Annotated in this window: 17 protein-coding genes; 4 read left to right on the forward strand and 13 right to left on the reverse strand. The window is 56.4% G+C overall.

Features of this window, described 5'->3' with window-relative positions:
• Positions 1 to 420: 420 nt before the first annotated feature.
• The 11 genes from ACOZ4H_RS13875 to ACOZ4H_RS13925 form a co-directional block, all read right to left on the reverse strand.
• A complete protein-coding gene (locus ACOZ4H_RS13875) occupies positions 421 to 2,025 on the reverse strand; it encodes a hypothetical protein (RefSeq protein WP_424329834.1) in 1,605 nt (534 codons plus the stop codon).
• Positions 2,026 to 2,027: 2 nt separating this feature from the next.
• Positions 2,028 to 2,807: a hypothetical protein gene (locus ACOZ4H_RS13880; protein WP_424329835.1), complete on the reverse strand. Its 780-nt coding sequence runs from the start codon at positions 2,805 to 2,807 to the stop codon at positions 2,028 to 2,030.
• Positions 2,804 to 2,965 (reverse strand): hypothetical protein, encoded by a 162-nt coding sequence (locus tag ACOZ4H_RS13885; protein WP_424329836.1) that lies wholly within the window; start codon positions 2,963 to 2,965, stop codon positions 2,804 to 2,806. The genes ACOZ4H_RS13880 and ACOZ4H_RS13885 overlap by 4 nt, the downstream gene beginning before the upstream one ends.
• Complete coding sequence (locus ACOZ4H_RS13890) at positions 2,958 to 5,279, reverse strand: hypothetical protein (RefSeq protein WP_424329837.1); 2,322 nt, start codon at positions 5,277 to 5,279, stop codon at positions 2,958 to 2,960. The genes ACOZ4H_RS13885 and ACOZ4H_RS13890 overlap by 8 nt, the downstream gene beginning before the upstream one ends.
• Positions 5,280 to 5,284: 5 nt before the next feature.
• The gene (locus tag ACOZ4H_RS13895) at positions 5,285 to 5,713 is read right to left on the reverse strand and encodes a hypothetical protein (protein WP_424329838.1); all 429 of its coding nucleotides are present in this window, start codon (positions 5,711 to 5,713) and stop codon (positions 5,285 to 5,287) included.
• Positions 5,714 to 6,017: 304 nt separating this feature from the next.
• Positions 6,018 to 6,395, reverse strand: a complete 378-nt coding sequence (locus ACOZ4H_RS13900; protein WP_424329839.1) for a hypothetical protein — start codon at positions 6,393 to 6,395, stop codon at positions 6,018 to 6,020.
• Positions 6,392 to 6,766 (reverse strand): hypothetical protein, encoded by a 375-nt coding sequence (locus ACOZ4H_RS13905; protein ID WP_424329840.1) that lies wholly within the window; start codon positions 6,764 to 6,766, stop codon positions 6,392 to 6,394. Before ACOZ4H_RS13905 ends, ACOZ4H_RS13900 begins: the two co-directional genes overlap by 4 nt.
• Before the next feature lie 96 nt (positions 6,767 to 6,862).
• Positions 6,863 to 7,336, reverse strand: coding sequence for a hypothetical protein (locus ACOZ4H_RS13910; RefSeq protein ID WP_424329841.1), 474 nt, complete (start codon positions 7,334 to 7,336; stop codon positions 6,863 to 6,865).
• A 62-nt stretch (positions 7,337 to 7,398) separates the two neighbouring features.
• Positions 7,399 to 8,907 (reverse strand): hypothetical protein, encoded by a 1,509-nt coding sequence (locus ACOZ4H_RS13915; RefSeq protein ID WP_424329842.1) that lies wholly within the window; start codon positions 8,905 to 8,907, stop codon positions 7,399 to 7,401.
• A gap of 154 nt (positions 8,908 to 9,061) precedes the next feature.
• Positions 9,062 to 9,241: a hypothetical protein gene (locus ACOZ4H_RS13920; RefSeq protein ID WP_424329843.1), complete on the reverse strand. Its 180-nt coding sequence runs from the start codon at positions 9,239 to 9,241 to the stop codon at positions 9,062 to 9,064.
• A 175-nt stretch (positions 9,242 to 9,416) separates the two neighbouring features.
• Positions 9,417 to 9,590: a hypothetical protein gene (locus tag ACOZ4H_RS13925; protein ID WP_424329844.1), complete on the reverse strand. Its 174-nt coding sequence runs from the start codon at positions 9,588 to 9,590 to the stop codon at positions 9,417 to 9,419.
• Between the two features lie 227 nt (positions 9,591 to 9,817).
• On the opposite strand from ACOZ4H_RS13925, the gene ACOZ4H_RS13930 reads away from it, so the two are divergent.
• The 4 genes from ACOZ4H_RS13930 to ACOZ4H_RS13945 all read left to right on the forward strand — a co-directional run bounded on the left by ACOZ4H_RS13930 (position 9,818) and on the right by ACOZ4H_RS13945 (position 12,925).
• The gene (locus ACOZ4H_RS13930; protein WP_424329845.1) at positions 9,818 to 10,582 is read left to right on the forward strand and encodes a hypothetical protein; all 765 of its coding nucleotides are present in this window, start codon (positions 9,818 to 9,820) and stop codon (positions 10,580 to 10,582) included.
• 223 nt (positions 10,583 to 10,805) lie between these two features.
• On the forward strand, positions 10,806 to 12,074 hold the full coding sequence (locus ACOZ4H_RS13935; protein ID WP_424329846.1) for a hypothetical protein: 1,269 nt from the start codon (positions 10,806 to 10,808) through the stop codon (positions 12,072 to 12,074).
• A gap of 69 nt (positions 12,075 to 12,143) precedes the next feature.
• Complete coding sequence (locus tag ACOZ4H_RS13940) at positions 12,144 to 12,437, forward strand: hypothetical protein (RefSeq protein WP_424329847.1); 294 nt, start codon at positions 12,144 to 12,146, stop codon at positions 12,435 to 12,437.
• Positions 12,438 to 12,529: 92 nt separating this feature from the next.
• Positions 12,530 to 12,925 (forward strand): hypothetical protein, encoded by a 396-nt coding sequence (locus tag ACOZ4H_RS13945; protein WP_424329848.1) that lies wholly within the window; start codon positions 12,530 to 12,532, stop codon positions 12,923 to 12,925.
• 120 nt (positions 12,926 to 13,045) lie between these two features.
• Here ACOZ4H_RS13945 and ACOZ4H_RS13950 read toward each other — a convergent pair whose 3' ends face one another.
• A complete protein-coding gene (locus ACOZ4H_RS13950) occupies positions 13,046 to 13,777 on the reverse strand; it encodes a recombinase family protein (RefSeq protein WP_424329849.1) in 732 nt (243 codons plus the stop codon).
• 304 nt (positions 13,778 to 14,081) lie between these two features.
• A complete protein-coding gene (locus tag ACOZ4H_RS13955) occupies positions 14,082 to 14,891 on the reverse strand; it encodes a restriction endonuclease (protein WP_424329850.1) in 810 nt (269 codons plus the stop codon).
• Between the last annotated feature and the right edge of the window lie 16 nt (positions 14,892 to 14,907).

Consider the following 14,907-nt stretch of genomic DNA (forward strand, 5'->3'; position numbering starts at 1 on the left):
CGCGGCCAGTGAACGTCACTTCCGCGTTCGTGGCCGGCTGGGTGCCAGCAATGCCGAAATCAACGGTATCACCTGACGCAACGCTCCCGAACGTTTGCGTCTCGGTATGGGTGTTCGTGGACCCAGTCACGTTGATAAAGTAGTTGTCGGCCGCGTCCAGGTCGTTTATGTCGTACTGGTACTGCGTGCCGTCGGCTGCAGGGTTGCCATTCAATTGAACTTCACCGCTCCAGCTCACGTCGTTCGTCTGAGCAAGCACCGGCATCGCAACAGCACTTGTCACAATTAGAACTGTTAGCAGCAGGGACAGGGCCCGCCGGCCGGGCCCCCCTCCAATCGCGGGGGGTGTAGGTGCCGGTACCGGGCCACACGCGCGTGCGACTGGTATCATGTTTCTAACCAGTTCGCCGATATCTCGGCTCACGCCCCCACCCCCTCCTGTCCGCTTCCTGAGGTGTCTGGAAGCGAATCAGATGGAATCCGAGCGACAACCAGTTCCTCGCCATCGGCATTTCGCATCCGGACCTCCCGGTGACGATCTCCGTCGACGAGCCCGTCGACGAACTTCAAGTCCGCCACTGGGGAGGTCAGCTCCTCCCCGATCTCCCCGGCCTTGAGGTTGATGTAGCCGTCACCGGGGTCTTTGACGTACAGCCGGTGGGCAGTCTGGTTTTCCCACTCGCCGAACACGGAGTCGTCATACTCGAGTTCGGGTTCTGGTTCGTCGACGCCGTCGGGCGTTGGCTTCTCCTCGGGCTCGCCGAGACGGATGACGAGCTTTTTTCCAGAGTACTCGCCCGTCGAGACATCAGACCAGCGGAATTCGGTGTCTTGAGATTCAGTGAAGCACAACGCGATTGGTGCATCGCTTGGGTCTTCGCGATGACCCATCATGTCGAACGGCATCGACACAGACGACCAGCCCGGTGGATGCGTGCTTGCCCGGTGCTTGACCGGGTTCGAAGTCCCCTGAGGCATCCAGACCCAGCGCTTGAACTCTTTGAGGATGGCCGCTTTCACGTTCTCTTTGCGGTGAATCCCCATCAGAATCGTCAGTCCCTCACGCCGCGAGTCAGCGATGCAGCTGCGGGCTAGTTCGACCTTGTCGTATAGACGATGCTGGTCCTGTCGGGCCCGCTGGGGCATCAGGTCCCCACCCTCGTCGAATGTGAAAGTCATGAACTTGTAGTAGGCCGAGTAGTCGACCGCTGCGACGAGGAACATAAACCACCAGTGCGAGGTCGGCGTTGGCTGGACACCGTCTTGATTGCGAGCTTCCCAGGCCGGGACGTACGGCAGCTCGTCGAACTGTCCGCGAGAGGTCTCGCGAGAGAGTTCGGTACATCCCTGAAACGAGGGGTCTGGATAAACGACGTTGAACGTCCCTGCAGGACCTTTCGAGAGCTTTTCCAGCAGGTCCAGCACGCTCTCGTAGTAGACCACGTCGCGGACGATATCCTCGAGGTCATCGACCTCAGAAATCGGCTCGCCGCTGCTGATGTCCTCATCCTCATCCATCCAGATAGCGTCTATTGAAGCGTGTTTCGGCAGGTAGAGCGTGGTCCACTTCCGAAGGTCTAACCACTCCGAGCGCTCCGGAGTCCCACGCCAGACAGAGAACTCGCCCTGCACGCGGCCGTCGACAATCTCCGTGTTCTCAGACAGGATGCGGATATTCGCCTCTCGCAGCAACGTCGACTTGCCCGAACCACGATCTCCGCGGAACACTGCAGCCTCTCCGCCCGGGTCGTTCGTCGACCGGGTCGGGTTCCGTTCGTGGATGAGGAGGTTCGGCCACGTCATCCGCGCCCGCGGGTTCTCCTTATAATCATTCTCTTCATCGAGCTCTGGGACGCCGAAACAGCGACGCATCTCGTAGGCATCCGTTTCCCACCGCTCTGGTGGCTTATAGTTGCGACAGCTCTGCATCGTCCGCTCGCCCCAATCGTTTCCGGGAGGGGCAGTCCCGCCGTTGTCTTTGGGGCTTTCCACGTACTCAGATTCGTCGTTGTGTTTAGAACTCATATTTAGTGAGGGATATGTCCGCTTTGCTCGCTCTCTTCGGGCTGTTCCATCGAACGTGACGCGACCTTCGACGCCGACCGATTGAAGCCAGGAAAGAGATACTTCGCAGCCCACGTCTCGCGATGAAACTGTGCGACGCCGTGGGCGGGCCCGCACAGCCACTCACGCATCTGCACGTCGAAGTACGCCGCTCGGATGACATCCTGCCCGATCTCGGCGTAGGTGGCCCGGATAGCGTTCTGTCCCCACTGGATGAAATGGTCTGGGTCCTCAAAGCCATCCAACAGGACATTCAGCGCCTTTCGCTGCCGATTCGCCAGCGTCCCGAGGCTTGGCCGCATCCCAGGGTGCTGGTCCTCCGGGTCGACATTCGAGAGGTCGACATCGTCGTCATCGTAGTCGTGAAACTCCGATGCTGACCAGCGGAACTCTCGTGCGGACGCGTGTAGCGCCCCAACGATGTCCTTGGCCGCGATATCCCGCCGAAACTCGAGGAGCCAATCCTTGTCGACGCCCTCGTTTCGCAGCGGGCCCCACGGCCGGCCGATGAACGCCGAGACGACAGTCGGGTCGGTCACCTGATGCCGGAACCAGCCGTCCCCCAGCTGTCCCAGCGTGTGCACAGACAGTTCCTGCATCCACCGCAGGATGTCCGCCCGCGTGTCGAGATCGTCATCGAGGAGCTCATCCAGGAGGTCGCGCTGTTGAGTCGTCAGCGCTCGGAGTGCTGGCCGGTCGTCTTCGGGAGCGTCCGCAGCCGGCCGCGTGTCCGTAGCCGTCATATCTGCTGCCTCCCGACGACTTCGACGGCTCCGAGTGCGACCAGTGACAGCATGAGCGGAGCGGCTTCGGCTGCCCCGGACAGGTGGTTGACCGTCACCTCGAAGCCAGCGTCGACGAATGCAGCCGACGTTCCAAACAACCAGCCAATATCAATCATCGTCAGCTGGCACCTCCTGACGGGCGTTCTCGGCATGGTCATCTGGCTGGTACTCCGGTTCGGGGCCGACGTACTCCTCGGTGACGGCAGTCGCCTGTGAGCGGGCGCCGCGGTCCTCGAGGCTCTTTTCCTCAGCCCGGTTTCGGCCCTTCTCTGCCTTGATTTCCTCGTACATCGTCTGCCAGGACTTCGCGTCACCCAGTTTCGCCGCGTGCTGGAGCATCGTCCCGACCGCCGTGTGGTAGTGCAACGGCGCAAGGTCCAGTTTCATGTACCCTTTGTCAGGCTTTGCGACACCGAGCGCGAACACGAGGAATCCGCTGGCAGCCAGCCCCAGCAGCCCGCTCGTGAACAGCAGCGCGCCGCCAACCCAACCAGCTGCGAGAGCCCCGATACCGATGACGTAGGGCTTGATGTTCGTTTCCCAGCGAGTCACCGTCTCGCCGTCCTCTTTCTCCACTGTCTCCCGGGAAATCGGGGCGGGGATGTTGAGGCTGTGGCCTTCCGGCTGATGTTCGATTGGCTGGTCGGACTCGGGGTCTAACAGGTACGCCTCCTCGTAGGGCCCGCCGTCAACTTCGACGCGAGTCAGCGGATTGCCGTCGTATTCCACATCAGAGCGTGCACCGCGGGCCCGTGCAAGGAATGCCCGTGCGCCGTTGCTGACCGTCGCACGGCCCTCATCGTGTCTGACCATACGCGTCGGGATGATGTCCATCTTGAGCACACCCTGTGCGCTGTCGTCTTCTGCTCCGCCAGGAACCGCGTCGGTGTCCTCGAGCTCGTCCCCGCCGTCAGCAGCGACGCCTCCGGTCTCGACCTCGTCGTTGTCAACCTGCTTGCCTGGGTCCTGAACCTCGTCCAGGCTGAAACGAATCGCTGCAGCGAGATACGTCGAGTCACCGAACCACTCAGCGACCACGATCCCGAGGAATATCCCCACCGGGACAGCGATGAGGAACGGCCGCAAGACGAACATCTCGACGAGAGAGTCCCACATCAGCACGAGGCCAATGAGGCCCGCCATCCCAAGGATGACCCATACCAATAGCGAGATATTCGGACTCGCGAGTGCTTTGTCGATGAGCTTCCGGACGCCAAAGAGCGTCACCAGGGTCACCAGCACTGTGATGCCGACGAGACCGAACGCGTAGACCGTCCGTCGACCTTGGCTCGTGGCAGGGAGGACCTCGTAGGCATTGTTTGAGGCGTGGGTGAACCGCCAGCGGTTCGCATCTGCATCCGCCAGACAGCTCTTCTCGTCGTCGGCCTCCTGGACGCAAATCGTCGTCTCGTAGTTCTCATCGTAGTGCGGCCGCAGGGGGACTATCTGTTCATCCCGGCCATCGGACATCCGATAGGTCCGAGTCACCGTCGAGATGTTCGTTGCGTACGTGACCTCGCGTGTCTGGTTCCCCTCTTCGACAACGCGAGTTTTGGGCTGCCAGTACGCGATTTTAAGCGTGTAGTTCTTATCCTCAATGGAGACATCCTCGGTCGTTCGCGGTCGGTTCGTCGCGAACTTGATTTTGTTACGCTTCACCGTCGCACCGGAGCTCATGAACGACCACAGCGGCGACTGGTCGCCCTCAAAAGGCAGCGCCCACAGCTCCGTCGGGAGTGTCTGCAGGCCGTACTCGCTGTAGGCATCAGCCGCCCTGACTCCCTCAGGAGCATTCGCGCTGGGCCGGTCCCCGCGTGGGTTCAACTGCTGGTACGTGAGATTGGAGGCGTCCTTCTCCGGAGCCTCTTGAGTCACCGTATCACGGAACTCATCGACCGATGGTATTGTCGCGTTCAGTTCCGCGTTCGTTGCTCCGATGCCCTGCCGGACCCACGTCCGCGCCGCGCGATACTCGTTGATCGTCAGCTGGTCCGAGCCCTCCGAAGAAAGCCAGCGGCCGATCGCCTGAATCTCTGCTGGAGATGCCTCAGCCGGCTGCGTGTTCTTGACAGTCTGCATGACCTCCGCCTTCGAGAGGTCCGACGAGGTCGTGCTCGAGCCCGCTTCTCCCGCGGTCGATCTATCTGGCACGTCGACGCCGAGTGACTGTGCGTCGACGGCCTCCTGGAGCCAGCCACGGACCCGCAGATACTCAGCCTGTGACAACTCCGCTTCGCCGTTTGCTTCGAGCCAACCAGCGATATCCCGAACCGTGTCCGGGTGTGCGTTAGCAGGCTCGGTCTCTGCAATCGTGTCTAAGACTGCCTGTCGTGAGTCGACCTGATCAGTGTTGTCTGCCGCCGCCGGGGGGACGGCAACGACGCTGGCGACGGCCAACAGGACCAGCACGATACGACCTATTCTAAACATGGATGTCAGACCTCAGTGCTGTCGTCTGTGTACGCTGCAATCGCGACCGCGGCCCCGATGAGGGTAATCGCAATCGCGAAGAACTGGACGCCAGAGATCGGGACCGAGCCGCTGATACCCATCCAGCCGAGGACGGCCACGACGATTCCCGAGCTGACCTCTGGGTTCGCACCCACGAAGTCCAGCAGCGGCATCGCGAGCTCGCCGAGTTCCATCCCGGTTTGCATGATCGTCGTCGCCAGTCCCAGCAGGATAGCGACGATGACGCCGACGAGGCCACCCGTCGCTCGAGCCGCCCGATTGCCGACTTTCTTCGTCGTGTCGGCTGCGCGCTCCTCTGGGTCCCGTTCGTCGTAGACCCAGTAGGCAACCGCAATCAGTACGATTGCCGCCAGCACGTAGCCCCAGTACTGCATCAGCATTGCAGCGGGCATCCCGTCACCTCCTGTCGTTCGTGTTCGGTTCTTGCTCTATCGTCGAATCTCGGTTTCATGAGTGTCTAATCCCTGTTTCTGTAGGTTCTGGTGAGTAGTGCGACTACGAAGACCAACCCAGCAGCTAATGTAATCAGCTCCCAGGGCAGTCCGGGGGCGAGTTTCGGCCCAAGAAACCGCGATACCGTCGTAACCACTGGATACCAGAGGTCCGTGTGTGCCAGGAGCCAACCGAAGTCGGTCATCCCAGCGAACAGCGTCCAGACTCCGCCGAAAACTGCAGTGAGTCCAGCAGCGATGTCTCTCATTGGATGTAGCTTCCCCCTGGGATGTAGTCCGCGACGTACCTGATGACAGCAACTGTCACAATCCCAAGGACAGTGCCGACAGTGACGAACAGGATTGTCACCACAATCGGGCTCGCTAATCCGCCAGCCATCGCGATATTCGAGAACGCATCGAACATTGACTGGCGGGCGCCATCGAGACTGTTGTAGATGGTATTTCCTGTGCCGCCGAGCGCCGTTGTGAATGAAGTCTGCAGGCCGTTCAAAGCCGTCTCGTATGCCCACTCTGTGTAGGCGATAACGAACCCAAACGGCTGCAACACCAGATTCGTGATTAGCCAGCTGGCTATCAGCGTGATGATACCGGCAGCAGTCCAAGGTCGTGCTTCGCTCACAGGACCACCTCCCGACCGATGACGATGAGCGTCACCAGTGAGACGACGACGGTAACCGCTATCCACGGCGCGAGAAACCCGAACGGCTCGATAGAGTTGCCAGCCGCGGTCCAGCTGTCATCGACGATCCCGGCAGAGTCTGTCATCAAGCTTCGATACCAGTCGATAACCGCGCCGCCACCGTGCCGAATTACCCACAGCTGTAGGTTGAGGCCGCTTTCGACGACTGCCATCCAGAGACTGGTGACAAACAAGATGAGCGAACTGGCGATGAGACTCAACAGGTTGTCCCACTTGATGGATGGCATCCCACCACTGGCATCAACGTACTGAGCACCCGCCTCGAGCGTGCTGGTCTCGTCATCACTCATCTGTGTTACCCCCAGAGAAGGAATGACGAGAGCACAGCCGCTGACGGGCCACAGCACGAAGCCAGCAGCCGTGTTTGTGGTGGTTTCGTCGCGTCATCAGTCTATCTCGTCTGAGACATCTCCGTCGTCTTCGTTGCCGATGACCGGGAGATCGACTCCGAGACCAACCACGTCGGAGTCACGCCGGTCCAGATACCAGGTCACGATGAACACGACCCCAATCGAGACGATAACGCCAAGCCACGGCAGGAACGGGCCCAGCTCTGCAAAGGCCGTGTTCGTGAATCCAGCAGCACCAGCATCAAACGATTCAGAGACGTACTGCGCGGGCTCGGTCGTAAAGGCACCAATCCACGCCACTCCACCATCGGTGAATGCTCCGATGAGTCCAACGACGAGATTGACCAGTGCCTCAATCGGAGCTGTGATTGCTCCGAATATGAAGGCCACAGCACCGCTGAGGATGAGCATGACGCGCTCGCTGAAGTTCGAGCCGTAGCTCTGAGCCTCGTCGACGTAGGACAGCGAGTCCTCTACTTCGACGGCATCGATGTCGTCATCAGCGCTCATCTTGCCCTCCTAACCGTCGCAGTGTGTAGGCGATGAGTGAGACACACATCGTGGCTCACCCGTTAGCTCCCTTTCCGAGAGATGATTCCTAGTGTGGCTGCGATGCCGGCAATCGATGCGATGATGCCGTTCACGAATGACCCGACAGCCGAGCCGCCAGACCAGAAGCCACCGCCACCACCAGCCCCGATGGACTTGGCTTTCATATCGCTCTCATCGTCATTCTGCAGGACGATGACAGCGTGGATGGCGTAGCTCTGCCCAACCTGAATCGTGTTGTCCAGCGTGTGTGTCGTATTAGCGCTGGTGTACTGGTCAGAGACAGCGGTCCAGCTGGTGATGTTCTCGAAGGCCGTATCCGAGACGCCTTCGGCCATCTCAACTGTCTTGTATCGGTCGCTGATGAGCCCTTGATGGGTTTCCAGCTCGCCACCAGAGTACGTCAAGTCAATCGCGCTCGGAGGAGTCAGCCGCGCGTTGTACTCCAGCATGCGCGGGTAGGCGTAGTTCTCCGCATCGGAGAACTCGACGGAGTAATCCTCCTCGGCAGTGAGGTCAGACATCCGATGCTGGACACCGTAGACCTCGAGGTCGTAGATAGTCGCCGAGTCGAACATCGACGGCAGTGACGACATCTCAGTCAAGCCGATGACACCGCCGGAGGTTGTCTCCTGGATCGTCGTTTCTTCGAGCTCACCGTCGCCATCGGTGTCTTCCATCGTCTCACCGAGATCAACAGGCGATTTCCGAGCGGTGTCCAGCCCGAAGACAGTGACCTGTGCGTTGGCGTCAACAATCGCGACTGTAATCGAGTCAACAGACGCCATCTGCCCGTCTCCAGTCCCTTGCACGGGCATGTTCTCGACTTTCTCCTGCCAGATGAGGCCGTTGTTGGCCCCGGTGGTAATCGTCGTGTCGGCCGTCGCGTCAGCCGACTGCGAGGCGTTCGCAACGACGTAGTCGCCGTCGCTTTCCTCGAAGCGGACCTGTACCTCAGCGCCACTTTCGAGGCTATCGACGTTCATGCCAACCAGCGGAACGCGCTTCTCAGCATCGTCCAGACTAGTGAAGTTGCTGTAGGTGAACGTCGAGATATCGCCCGAAGTTTGCGAGCTCGTCGAGAACCGAACGGCTGGAACACTGCCAGCGGTTGATCCGTCAGCGTCCGTGATAGATGCTGTACCGGCCGAGCCACTGACATCCTTGGTCCAGTCGGCAGAGTCGTCGACGGCTGATACACCACGCGGGCTCGTTTGCGAGTCCGCGCGTGGGAACACGCCGTAGGCTGTCGCGTCAATCTTGTCATAACGGACGCCCACTTGCTCGTCGAGAGACGAGTTTAGTGAGGCATTCAGCGAATCCGGTTCCCCGTTGTCGTTATAGTACGACGTGGGGCCGCTCATGTTCGCAGCGTCGTGTGTTGCTACCGTGACCGTATCCCACTCGATGTAGGGGTCAGGAGTCTTATCGTCTGAGAAGTCCAGGTCATCCGACGGGGCGGCCATCGCCGGGCTCGCCACCATCGATCCGACCATGAGGACCGTCAGAAACAGCGTCAGTATTCGTTGCATCAGTTGTTATGTTTCAGTTTGCGGTTCCGGACGCTAGCCGTGGTTTCATGGCCCGTTGTTTCCTCGTGCCACACACGAGCAAGTTCGACCAACTCTGTTGCCTCAGCAGTAGCCGTTGCTGCCTGAGCGTCGCAGTCAGTACACTCCCAAGCCGTCACGCGCCACCTCCGGCAAGCAGCGACGTATCTAAATCACGGCTGGCACCGGCCGCCTCGCGTCGATGTCGCTCGCGTCGTCGCTTGTCGAGATTCCTGTAGTCGATACGCCACGGTCGATGCGCGGACGTAGCCGCGCTATCCGACGGTTCATCGCCGCCGGCCCGTTCGTCGGGCATGGGTAGGGGTATGACCCGCGGTCATGCCGCGGGTTGACCCCGCATCCATGGCTTTCAATATATACCTCCGGCTGAGGCAAACGGTGGGTCACCAGCATGCGACTGTGAGTAACGTTTAATATACACGCCGTGGGCGCGGTGTGTGACGATGCAAAAACTCCAGAATCACGATGGGTCAGGTGTTGTAACGATTCCAAAGGGAGACCTCGAACGAGATGGACTGCTTGACGCCGATGGTGACCCAGATGACAGTACGAATCTTGCGATTGACCGGCTCGATGAGCGTGTCTACGTCGTTCGAATGTGTGATGGTGATCTTCCAGAGTTGGCCGAGTGTGAAGGGATCCAACGCGTGGCCGCTCAGCAGTTGTTAACTGAGGATGTGTTTCAATAGCGGTGATTGGTGGCACTGATTCAGGCCGAGTTATTTCGAAAGCACCGGACGGGATTTGCGTGTTCAGCTATTCTAGCGAATCTAAAGATTCTAATAAGTGTATACACTAAGAATCGGTAGCTAATTTCTCCACTTATATTGCAGGGGATAGTTTCAACTAATTTACAGACGAATGTGGCCATATGCGCAAGGGCACTGAACGCTGGGAACAGGCGCGTGATTATTTTATAACAGTTCTCGTGTACGGATTATTCATAGTGATATTCATAATTTTCACGTCAGAAATACTTGGAGAAACTAATATTGTGACTACTAAGCCTCCATTCTTGCTTTCTGAATTCTCTCAACTTGTTGGGGCCGGTGGTTCACTTGTACTGTCCCTTGCTCTGGTTGTGCTCTACCGCCGACAGACAGAAAACCAGGAAACACTACAAACAATGGAACACAAGCCGAATCTCCAAGTTGACCGTTTTCGCCGTTTTCCAAATGAAGAGTTTACTGATTCGTATGAGTTTGAGATCTCAAACGTTGGAAAAGCAGCAGCAACTGATCTCCAGCTTATTATTATACCCAAAGCCAATAATCATTCACAAACATCTCTTAAAAAAACGAGTCACCGTATGAAGCGTACGAAAATCGAGGAGTCCGGGTGGAGGACGACTAATGACAGCTATATCAATTCAGGGGAAACGAACGTCCGTTTCTTTTCATCTGCAGGAATGAATGTCGATAATCTCACCCATATCGCCGCATTCCCAAAAGCTACTGAATTATTTGACGATAATAACGGTCAGGATCTACAACTAAGACTCTTATTGCGTTATTCCTCGCCAATTGCTGATTCAGAGTCACAAAAAATTGTGGAACTCGTTGCACCAATAAGTGGAGGTATGTCATTGGATGAATATTTGGATCAGGTTGATAGACAGGAACTCCTTCCAGATTGATACTCATTATAATTCTAAATTCGAGTCATTATTAGCAAATGAGGTGTTTGTTTGTTAGTATTTTCTTCTATAGTTGGACACTCAGACACTATTTTTATTTTAGACTGGCTCCAAATGCCACTGGCATTCTATGCCAAACCTTTATACATTTAACGATTATAGCTTGTCATGTTGGCGAAGTCGTTACTCAACCGCGACTACGTCGACAGAATGGAGTGAAGCAATGGAGCAATCGATCGAAACGCCGGCGCTTGGACGGCGCGCTTTATTACGTCGAGCTACTGCCACTGAAGTCTACTCGTCGATTGTGCCGAAGTCCACAGCGCCCCCAGAGGTCAAAACTGTCGTGAACCCTGACGAGATAGTACAGTTTCGATCCATAGTGGATTACCCCCGGCATATCCACTATTGTATCAAGTACGTGGTGGATTCAGAACCGTCTGATGAACCGTTTCTTGATCAGGCGTCTCAGATTCCGCCACTCACGGACCGGGACGACTCAGTTACTATCGCAACCATGTCAAAAAGCAAAATGGAATCCAAGAGCAGAAGCACTAACACCATCCCGGAGAACACCTTCGGGACGCTCGACGAGGCCGCAATTCGAGACGAAGGCGATCCGGTCGAGTGCGAGAACGACCGTTTGGAGACTCAGTCCATTCCCCTCTCTTCGACGCCGGAATTCGTCAACGTCGTCATCATCGGAAACCAGGCCGTTGACAACGACGTGACCCAGTCGCTCGAGGACCCGAGCACGACTGTCCTCGATTTCGGTCTCGACACCCCGGAAACGGACATCGGCGTCGGATATGACCGCACCCATATCGATCACCTCGAGGCCGTGCTCAAGGCCTTGGATCAGGAATACCGAGACTTCGGCCCCGCGCTGAACGACACGCGTGGAAGGGTCTCGTTCGTCACGAACGGTGTCGAGGGTCTCGTTGCAAGTGCCCTCGTCAAGACGGTCATCCTCGCGTTCGAGGAGATCGAAGCTGAGACCCAGGCTATTGCCAGTGTGGCTATTGGCCAAACGGTCGGCTCTGCCCAGTACAACGAGATATTGGACCGCGGGCAGGACGGTACGGTCTACGTCGGGAAGTCCGTTGTTGACGAGTCGGCTTCGGTCGGGGCCACCGCGCTCGCCGAGCACGACATCATGACCTCGATCCTCGGTCGCATCGGCGTCCCCGGCGCAGATACGACCGAGATCGCCACGGCCGCCAATTTCCATCAGGACGACGGTTCGTCGTGCCGTGCGGGCCATGGGATAGTCGAGAGCACGTCGGAAACGAGGGCGGAACACGAGATGCAGTTTAGTAGCGGAGGCGAGCGTTGTCCCTCTCCGACCGATCTGTCGCAGCAGGACCCCGTTGGAGGCCACCGGCCGAATGATGTGACTATAGTGGGTGATGAGGCGCGGAGCACCGCACAACCGACTGTTTCACCCTTTTCGGAAGGGCGCACTAGGAGGGTTTCAAGCCTTGCTACTTAATACAAAAATAAAATGCTGGAAAAATAGTAGCACGGATAAAGGTGTGTCCTCCGGAGGGCCACCTTTACCATGTCCGAACAACGTAACCTCAACGATTCGAAAACCACGAAAGAGTGCATCGATTACCGACGATATCATTACGATGATGATGCCGAACTAAGGATAGAGAAACTGTGCAACAACAAGCAAGCCTCAAACCCCGGACGCTATTCGTACTACGGGGTTTACGAAACCGCAGAGGGAGATGTCCGTCTCGAAGATTCCCTTATCGGAGACGGAGAGCGCGAACCAACATTGAGACAGATTCAAGCCTTTATCGACAGACTTCGCGAGGAAGTAAACGAATTGAGGGAAGAAAGATGAACCGCGCTCTGTCGACAAAAAGTCAGTCGTGGTATCGAGAACGGGTACGCAATGACTGCCGTGGTCCAAGTGTAGCCACGGCAGTAGCACAAATGAAAAGAGAAACCTTGCCACTATCAACTCCAAACGAAAAGTCTGAACGGACTCTGGAAATCCGTGTCGGGTCGCCGACAGAGTTCAGTGAAGAAACAGCAGAGGCTTTCGCTGAGGATCAGGGCGGTGATTCCTTATGGTTCGAAAGCCCCGAAAAAGTATTGCGGTTGTTCAGTGAAGCACGATACCAATTGCTCAACACAATTGGGTCTGAACAACCAGAAAGTAAGAACGAACTGGTTGAGCTAACCGGACGTGACAGTAAGTCAGTATATAGAGACATGAATATGCTAGAAGAATATGGTATCGTAGGAATCAAACAGGAAGGGCAACGAAAGCGTCCCGTCCTCCTGTACGACGAGATTGAAATCGAGATTGACCTCACTTTCGATTAACAACAGTTTTGACTGCGTTTCTCCGGACTGTAATCACAGATGAGACTCGTTAGTAACAGGTCAAAGAGGGACTCGTATCTCGTGCCTCAGTATGCCACAAGTTCTTGTTTTTCCTCAGCCTTATCGCTCTAACCGATAGAGATCGGCCCGGTCAAGAGCTCGATTAATTGTCCGACGTGACGTGTCCAACTCTCGCGCCGCTTTTCGCTTGCTCAGCTCATCATTTTGGACAAGTTCGAGAGTAGTCCGAACGCGATCAAAGTTCGCTGCTTCGATAAGATGTCCGTCGTTCTTATTGAATCCGAGTGGTGCAGGGCCATGATGGTAGTCTTCGTTCTCCATCCGGGTACGGATACCTTCTTGTATACGCTTACGGGTCATCTCAGCTTCAAGTTCTGCAAATACACCCAACAGTTGGAACATAGCACGCTGGTACGGATCTTCTTCATCGGGTTTTAGAGCGAATCCCTCGTCAATAATATGAAGGCTGGTACTACGTTCCTCGACCAGTTCATCGGCCACATCCTCAAGATCGCGAATAGACCGTGCAAGCCGAGAGACACTGTTAACGATTACAGCATCAAGGTCGCCGTCACGTGCATCACTCATCATCTCCCGAAACCCTTGTCGGTCCGTATTAGTCCCGGTGGACTTGTCTAAGTAGATACGAACATTTCCAAACTCAGCCGGTACATCCAGCGAACCGGCTTTCGCATGCTGAGAAATCTCTGTCGGGGTGACAGCACCATCCAAATTAGCGCCGAGTCGATTGGTGGCATACTCAATAGTGCGTTTAACCTGGCGTGATAACGACTGTCGTTCCGTACTCACCCGGCAATAGGTAGCCAGCATGCACACCCGGCCGACGTATTATAATAAAAACGTTACGCACAGGCATGTGCTCAGTTCCTGTTCTCGCACAGGTAGAGCGGTATGCGCCGATGTCAGGATGGCGGGTTTCGAGACTATACCAGGATGTCATTTTTTCCTACTGGGTTTTCTGCGTATTGTAGCCGGTGAAGACTTCAGATGTCGAGTTGCTGGCTCTACTAAGCCGGAAAGTGAGCCCTCACTAAACCTGCAACTCAAATCTTGCTGACTTGTGCACTGACAAAGACCTTCGGAAAGTCGTATTGCGTATTTATCGATTATGAAGCTAAACCCGTCGAACAAAATACCACCCTGGAACAATGACAGGGATCATGAACGCCATCGTCGGCCATGTCAGACGATTGGGCTGATATTCTGCACCAATTTTGTGCTGATGCCAGGCATCTAGAAAGACCGCAGCAGGAGCAAAGAACCAGCCTGCAATGAGTATCCACAGACCGGCATCAGAGCCAATCATCGGAATAAGAGCTGGCCGCCACATCAGAAGCGCCCCAGCGATCTGAAGTCCGACCCCCAACGAGACTGCTTTGAACCAGCCACCGTCTCGGTTCGAGGACGAGGTAGCCGATGTCTGTGATGTAGAGGAACTGGTCGATGTAGTCGAACTGGAACCATCACCCGACTCACTCTCGATCTCCTCTATTGAAGGGGCGTAATCTTCGATGAGGTCCTCACGACCATGCTTTCGAACCATATCGACCAGATCATCCCCATCAACGAGTTTTACGTTGTGGTCGTGGGCCCAGAGTTGAGCTTGGTCAGTAAAAGATGATGTCGTGACGACGACGGCAGCGTCAGCATTCGTATCCTGCTCTTTCAACGAATGGTACTGCTGGACTTTCGGGCGACCAACTTTATTGCCCTCGCTGTATCGTTTTGCCTGAATCGCGAGTTTCTGGCCGATAGTCCCCTGCTTTTCCGCAATAACATCGACTCCCATATCGTTCGAACCCTGTGACACCGTCGTATCCCAGCCCTCTTCTTCCCAAAGTTCGCCAACAAAATCTTCGAATTCATACGGATCAATACCCTGCATCCGAGTACGGAGTTCATCTGTACTGGCGCCCTTACTCATACGACGCAAGCATAAC

This window comes from Haloarcula amylolytica, assembly GCF_049705545.1.
Classification (GTDB): Archaea; Halobacteriota; Halobacteria; order Halobacteriales; family Haloarculaceae; genus Haloarcula; species Haloarcula amylolytica_B.

Coding starts and splice junctions, on each gene's coding strand:
- ACOZ4H_RS13875 (WP_424329834.1), bottom strand. CDS start 2,025: ATGAGTTCTAAACACAACGACGAATCTGAGTACGTGGAAAGCCCCAAA.
- ACOZ4H_RS13880 (WP_424329835.1), bottom strand. CDS start 2,807: ATGACGGCTACGGACACGCGGCCGGCTGCGGACGCTCCCGAAGACGAC.
- ACOZ4H_RS13885 (WP_424329836.1), bottom strand. CDS start 2,965: ATGATTGATATTGGCTGGTTGTTTGGAACGTCGGCTGCATTCGTCGAC.
- ACOZ4H_RS13890 (WP_424329837.1), bottom strand. CDS start 5,279: ATGTTTAGAATAGGTCGTATCGTGCTGGTCCTGTTGGCCGTCGCCAGC.
- ACOZ4H_RS13895 (WP_424329838.1), bottom strand. CDS start 5,713: ATGCCCGCTGCAATGCTGATGCAGTACTGGGGCTACGTGCTGGCGGCA.
- ACOZ4H_RS13905 (WP_424329840.1), bottom strand. CDS start 6,766: ATGAGTGATGACGAGACCAGCACGCTCGAGGCGGGTGCTCAGTACGTT.
- ACOZ4H_RS13910 (WP_424329841.1), bottom strand. CDS start 7,336: ATGAGCGCTGATGACGACATCGATGCCGTCGAAGTAGAGGACTCGCTG.
- ACOZ4H_RS13915 (WP_424329842.1), bottom strand. CDS start 8,907: ATGCAACGAATACTGACGCTGTTTCTGACGGTCCTCATGGTCGGATCG.
- ACOZ4H_RS13920 (WP_424329843.1), bottom strand. CDS start 9,241: ATGCCCGACGAACGGGCCGGCGGCGATGAACCGTCGGATAGCGCGGCT.
- ACOZ4H_RS13930 (WP_424329845.1), top strand. CDS start 9,818: ATGCGCAAGGGCACTGAACGCTGGGAACAGGCGCGTGATTATTTTATA.
- ACOZ4H_RS13935 (WP_424329846.1), top strand. CDS start 10,806: ATGGAGCAATCGATCGAAACGCCGGCGCTTGGACGGCGCGCTTTATTA.
- ACOZ4H_RS13940 (WP_424329847.1), top strand. CDS start 12,144: ATGTCCGAACAACGTAACCTCAACGATTCGAAAACCACGAAAGAGTGC.
- ACOZ4H_RS13945 (WP_424329848.1), top strand. CDS start 12,530: ATGAAAAGAGAAACCTTGCCACTATCAACTCCAAACGAAAAGTCTGAA.
- ACOZ4H_RS13950 (WP_424329849.1), bottom strand. CDS start 13,777: ATGCTGGCTACCTATTGCCGGGTGAGTACGGAACGACAGTCGTTATCA.
- ACOZ4H_RS13955 (WP_424329850.1), bottom strand. CDS start 14,891: ATGAGTAAGGGCGCCAGTACAGATGAACTCCGTACTCGGATGCAGGGT.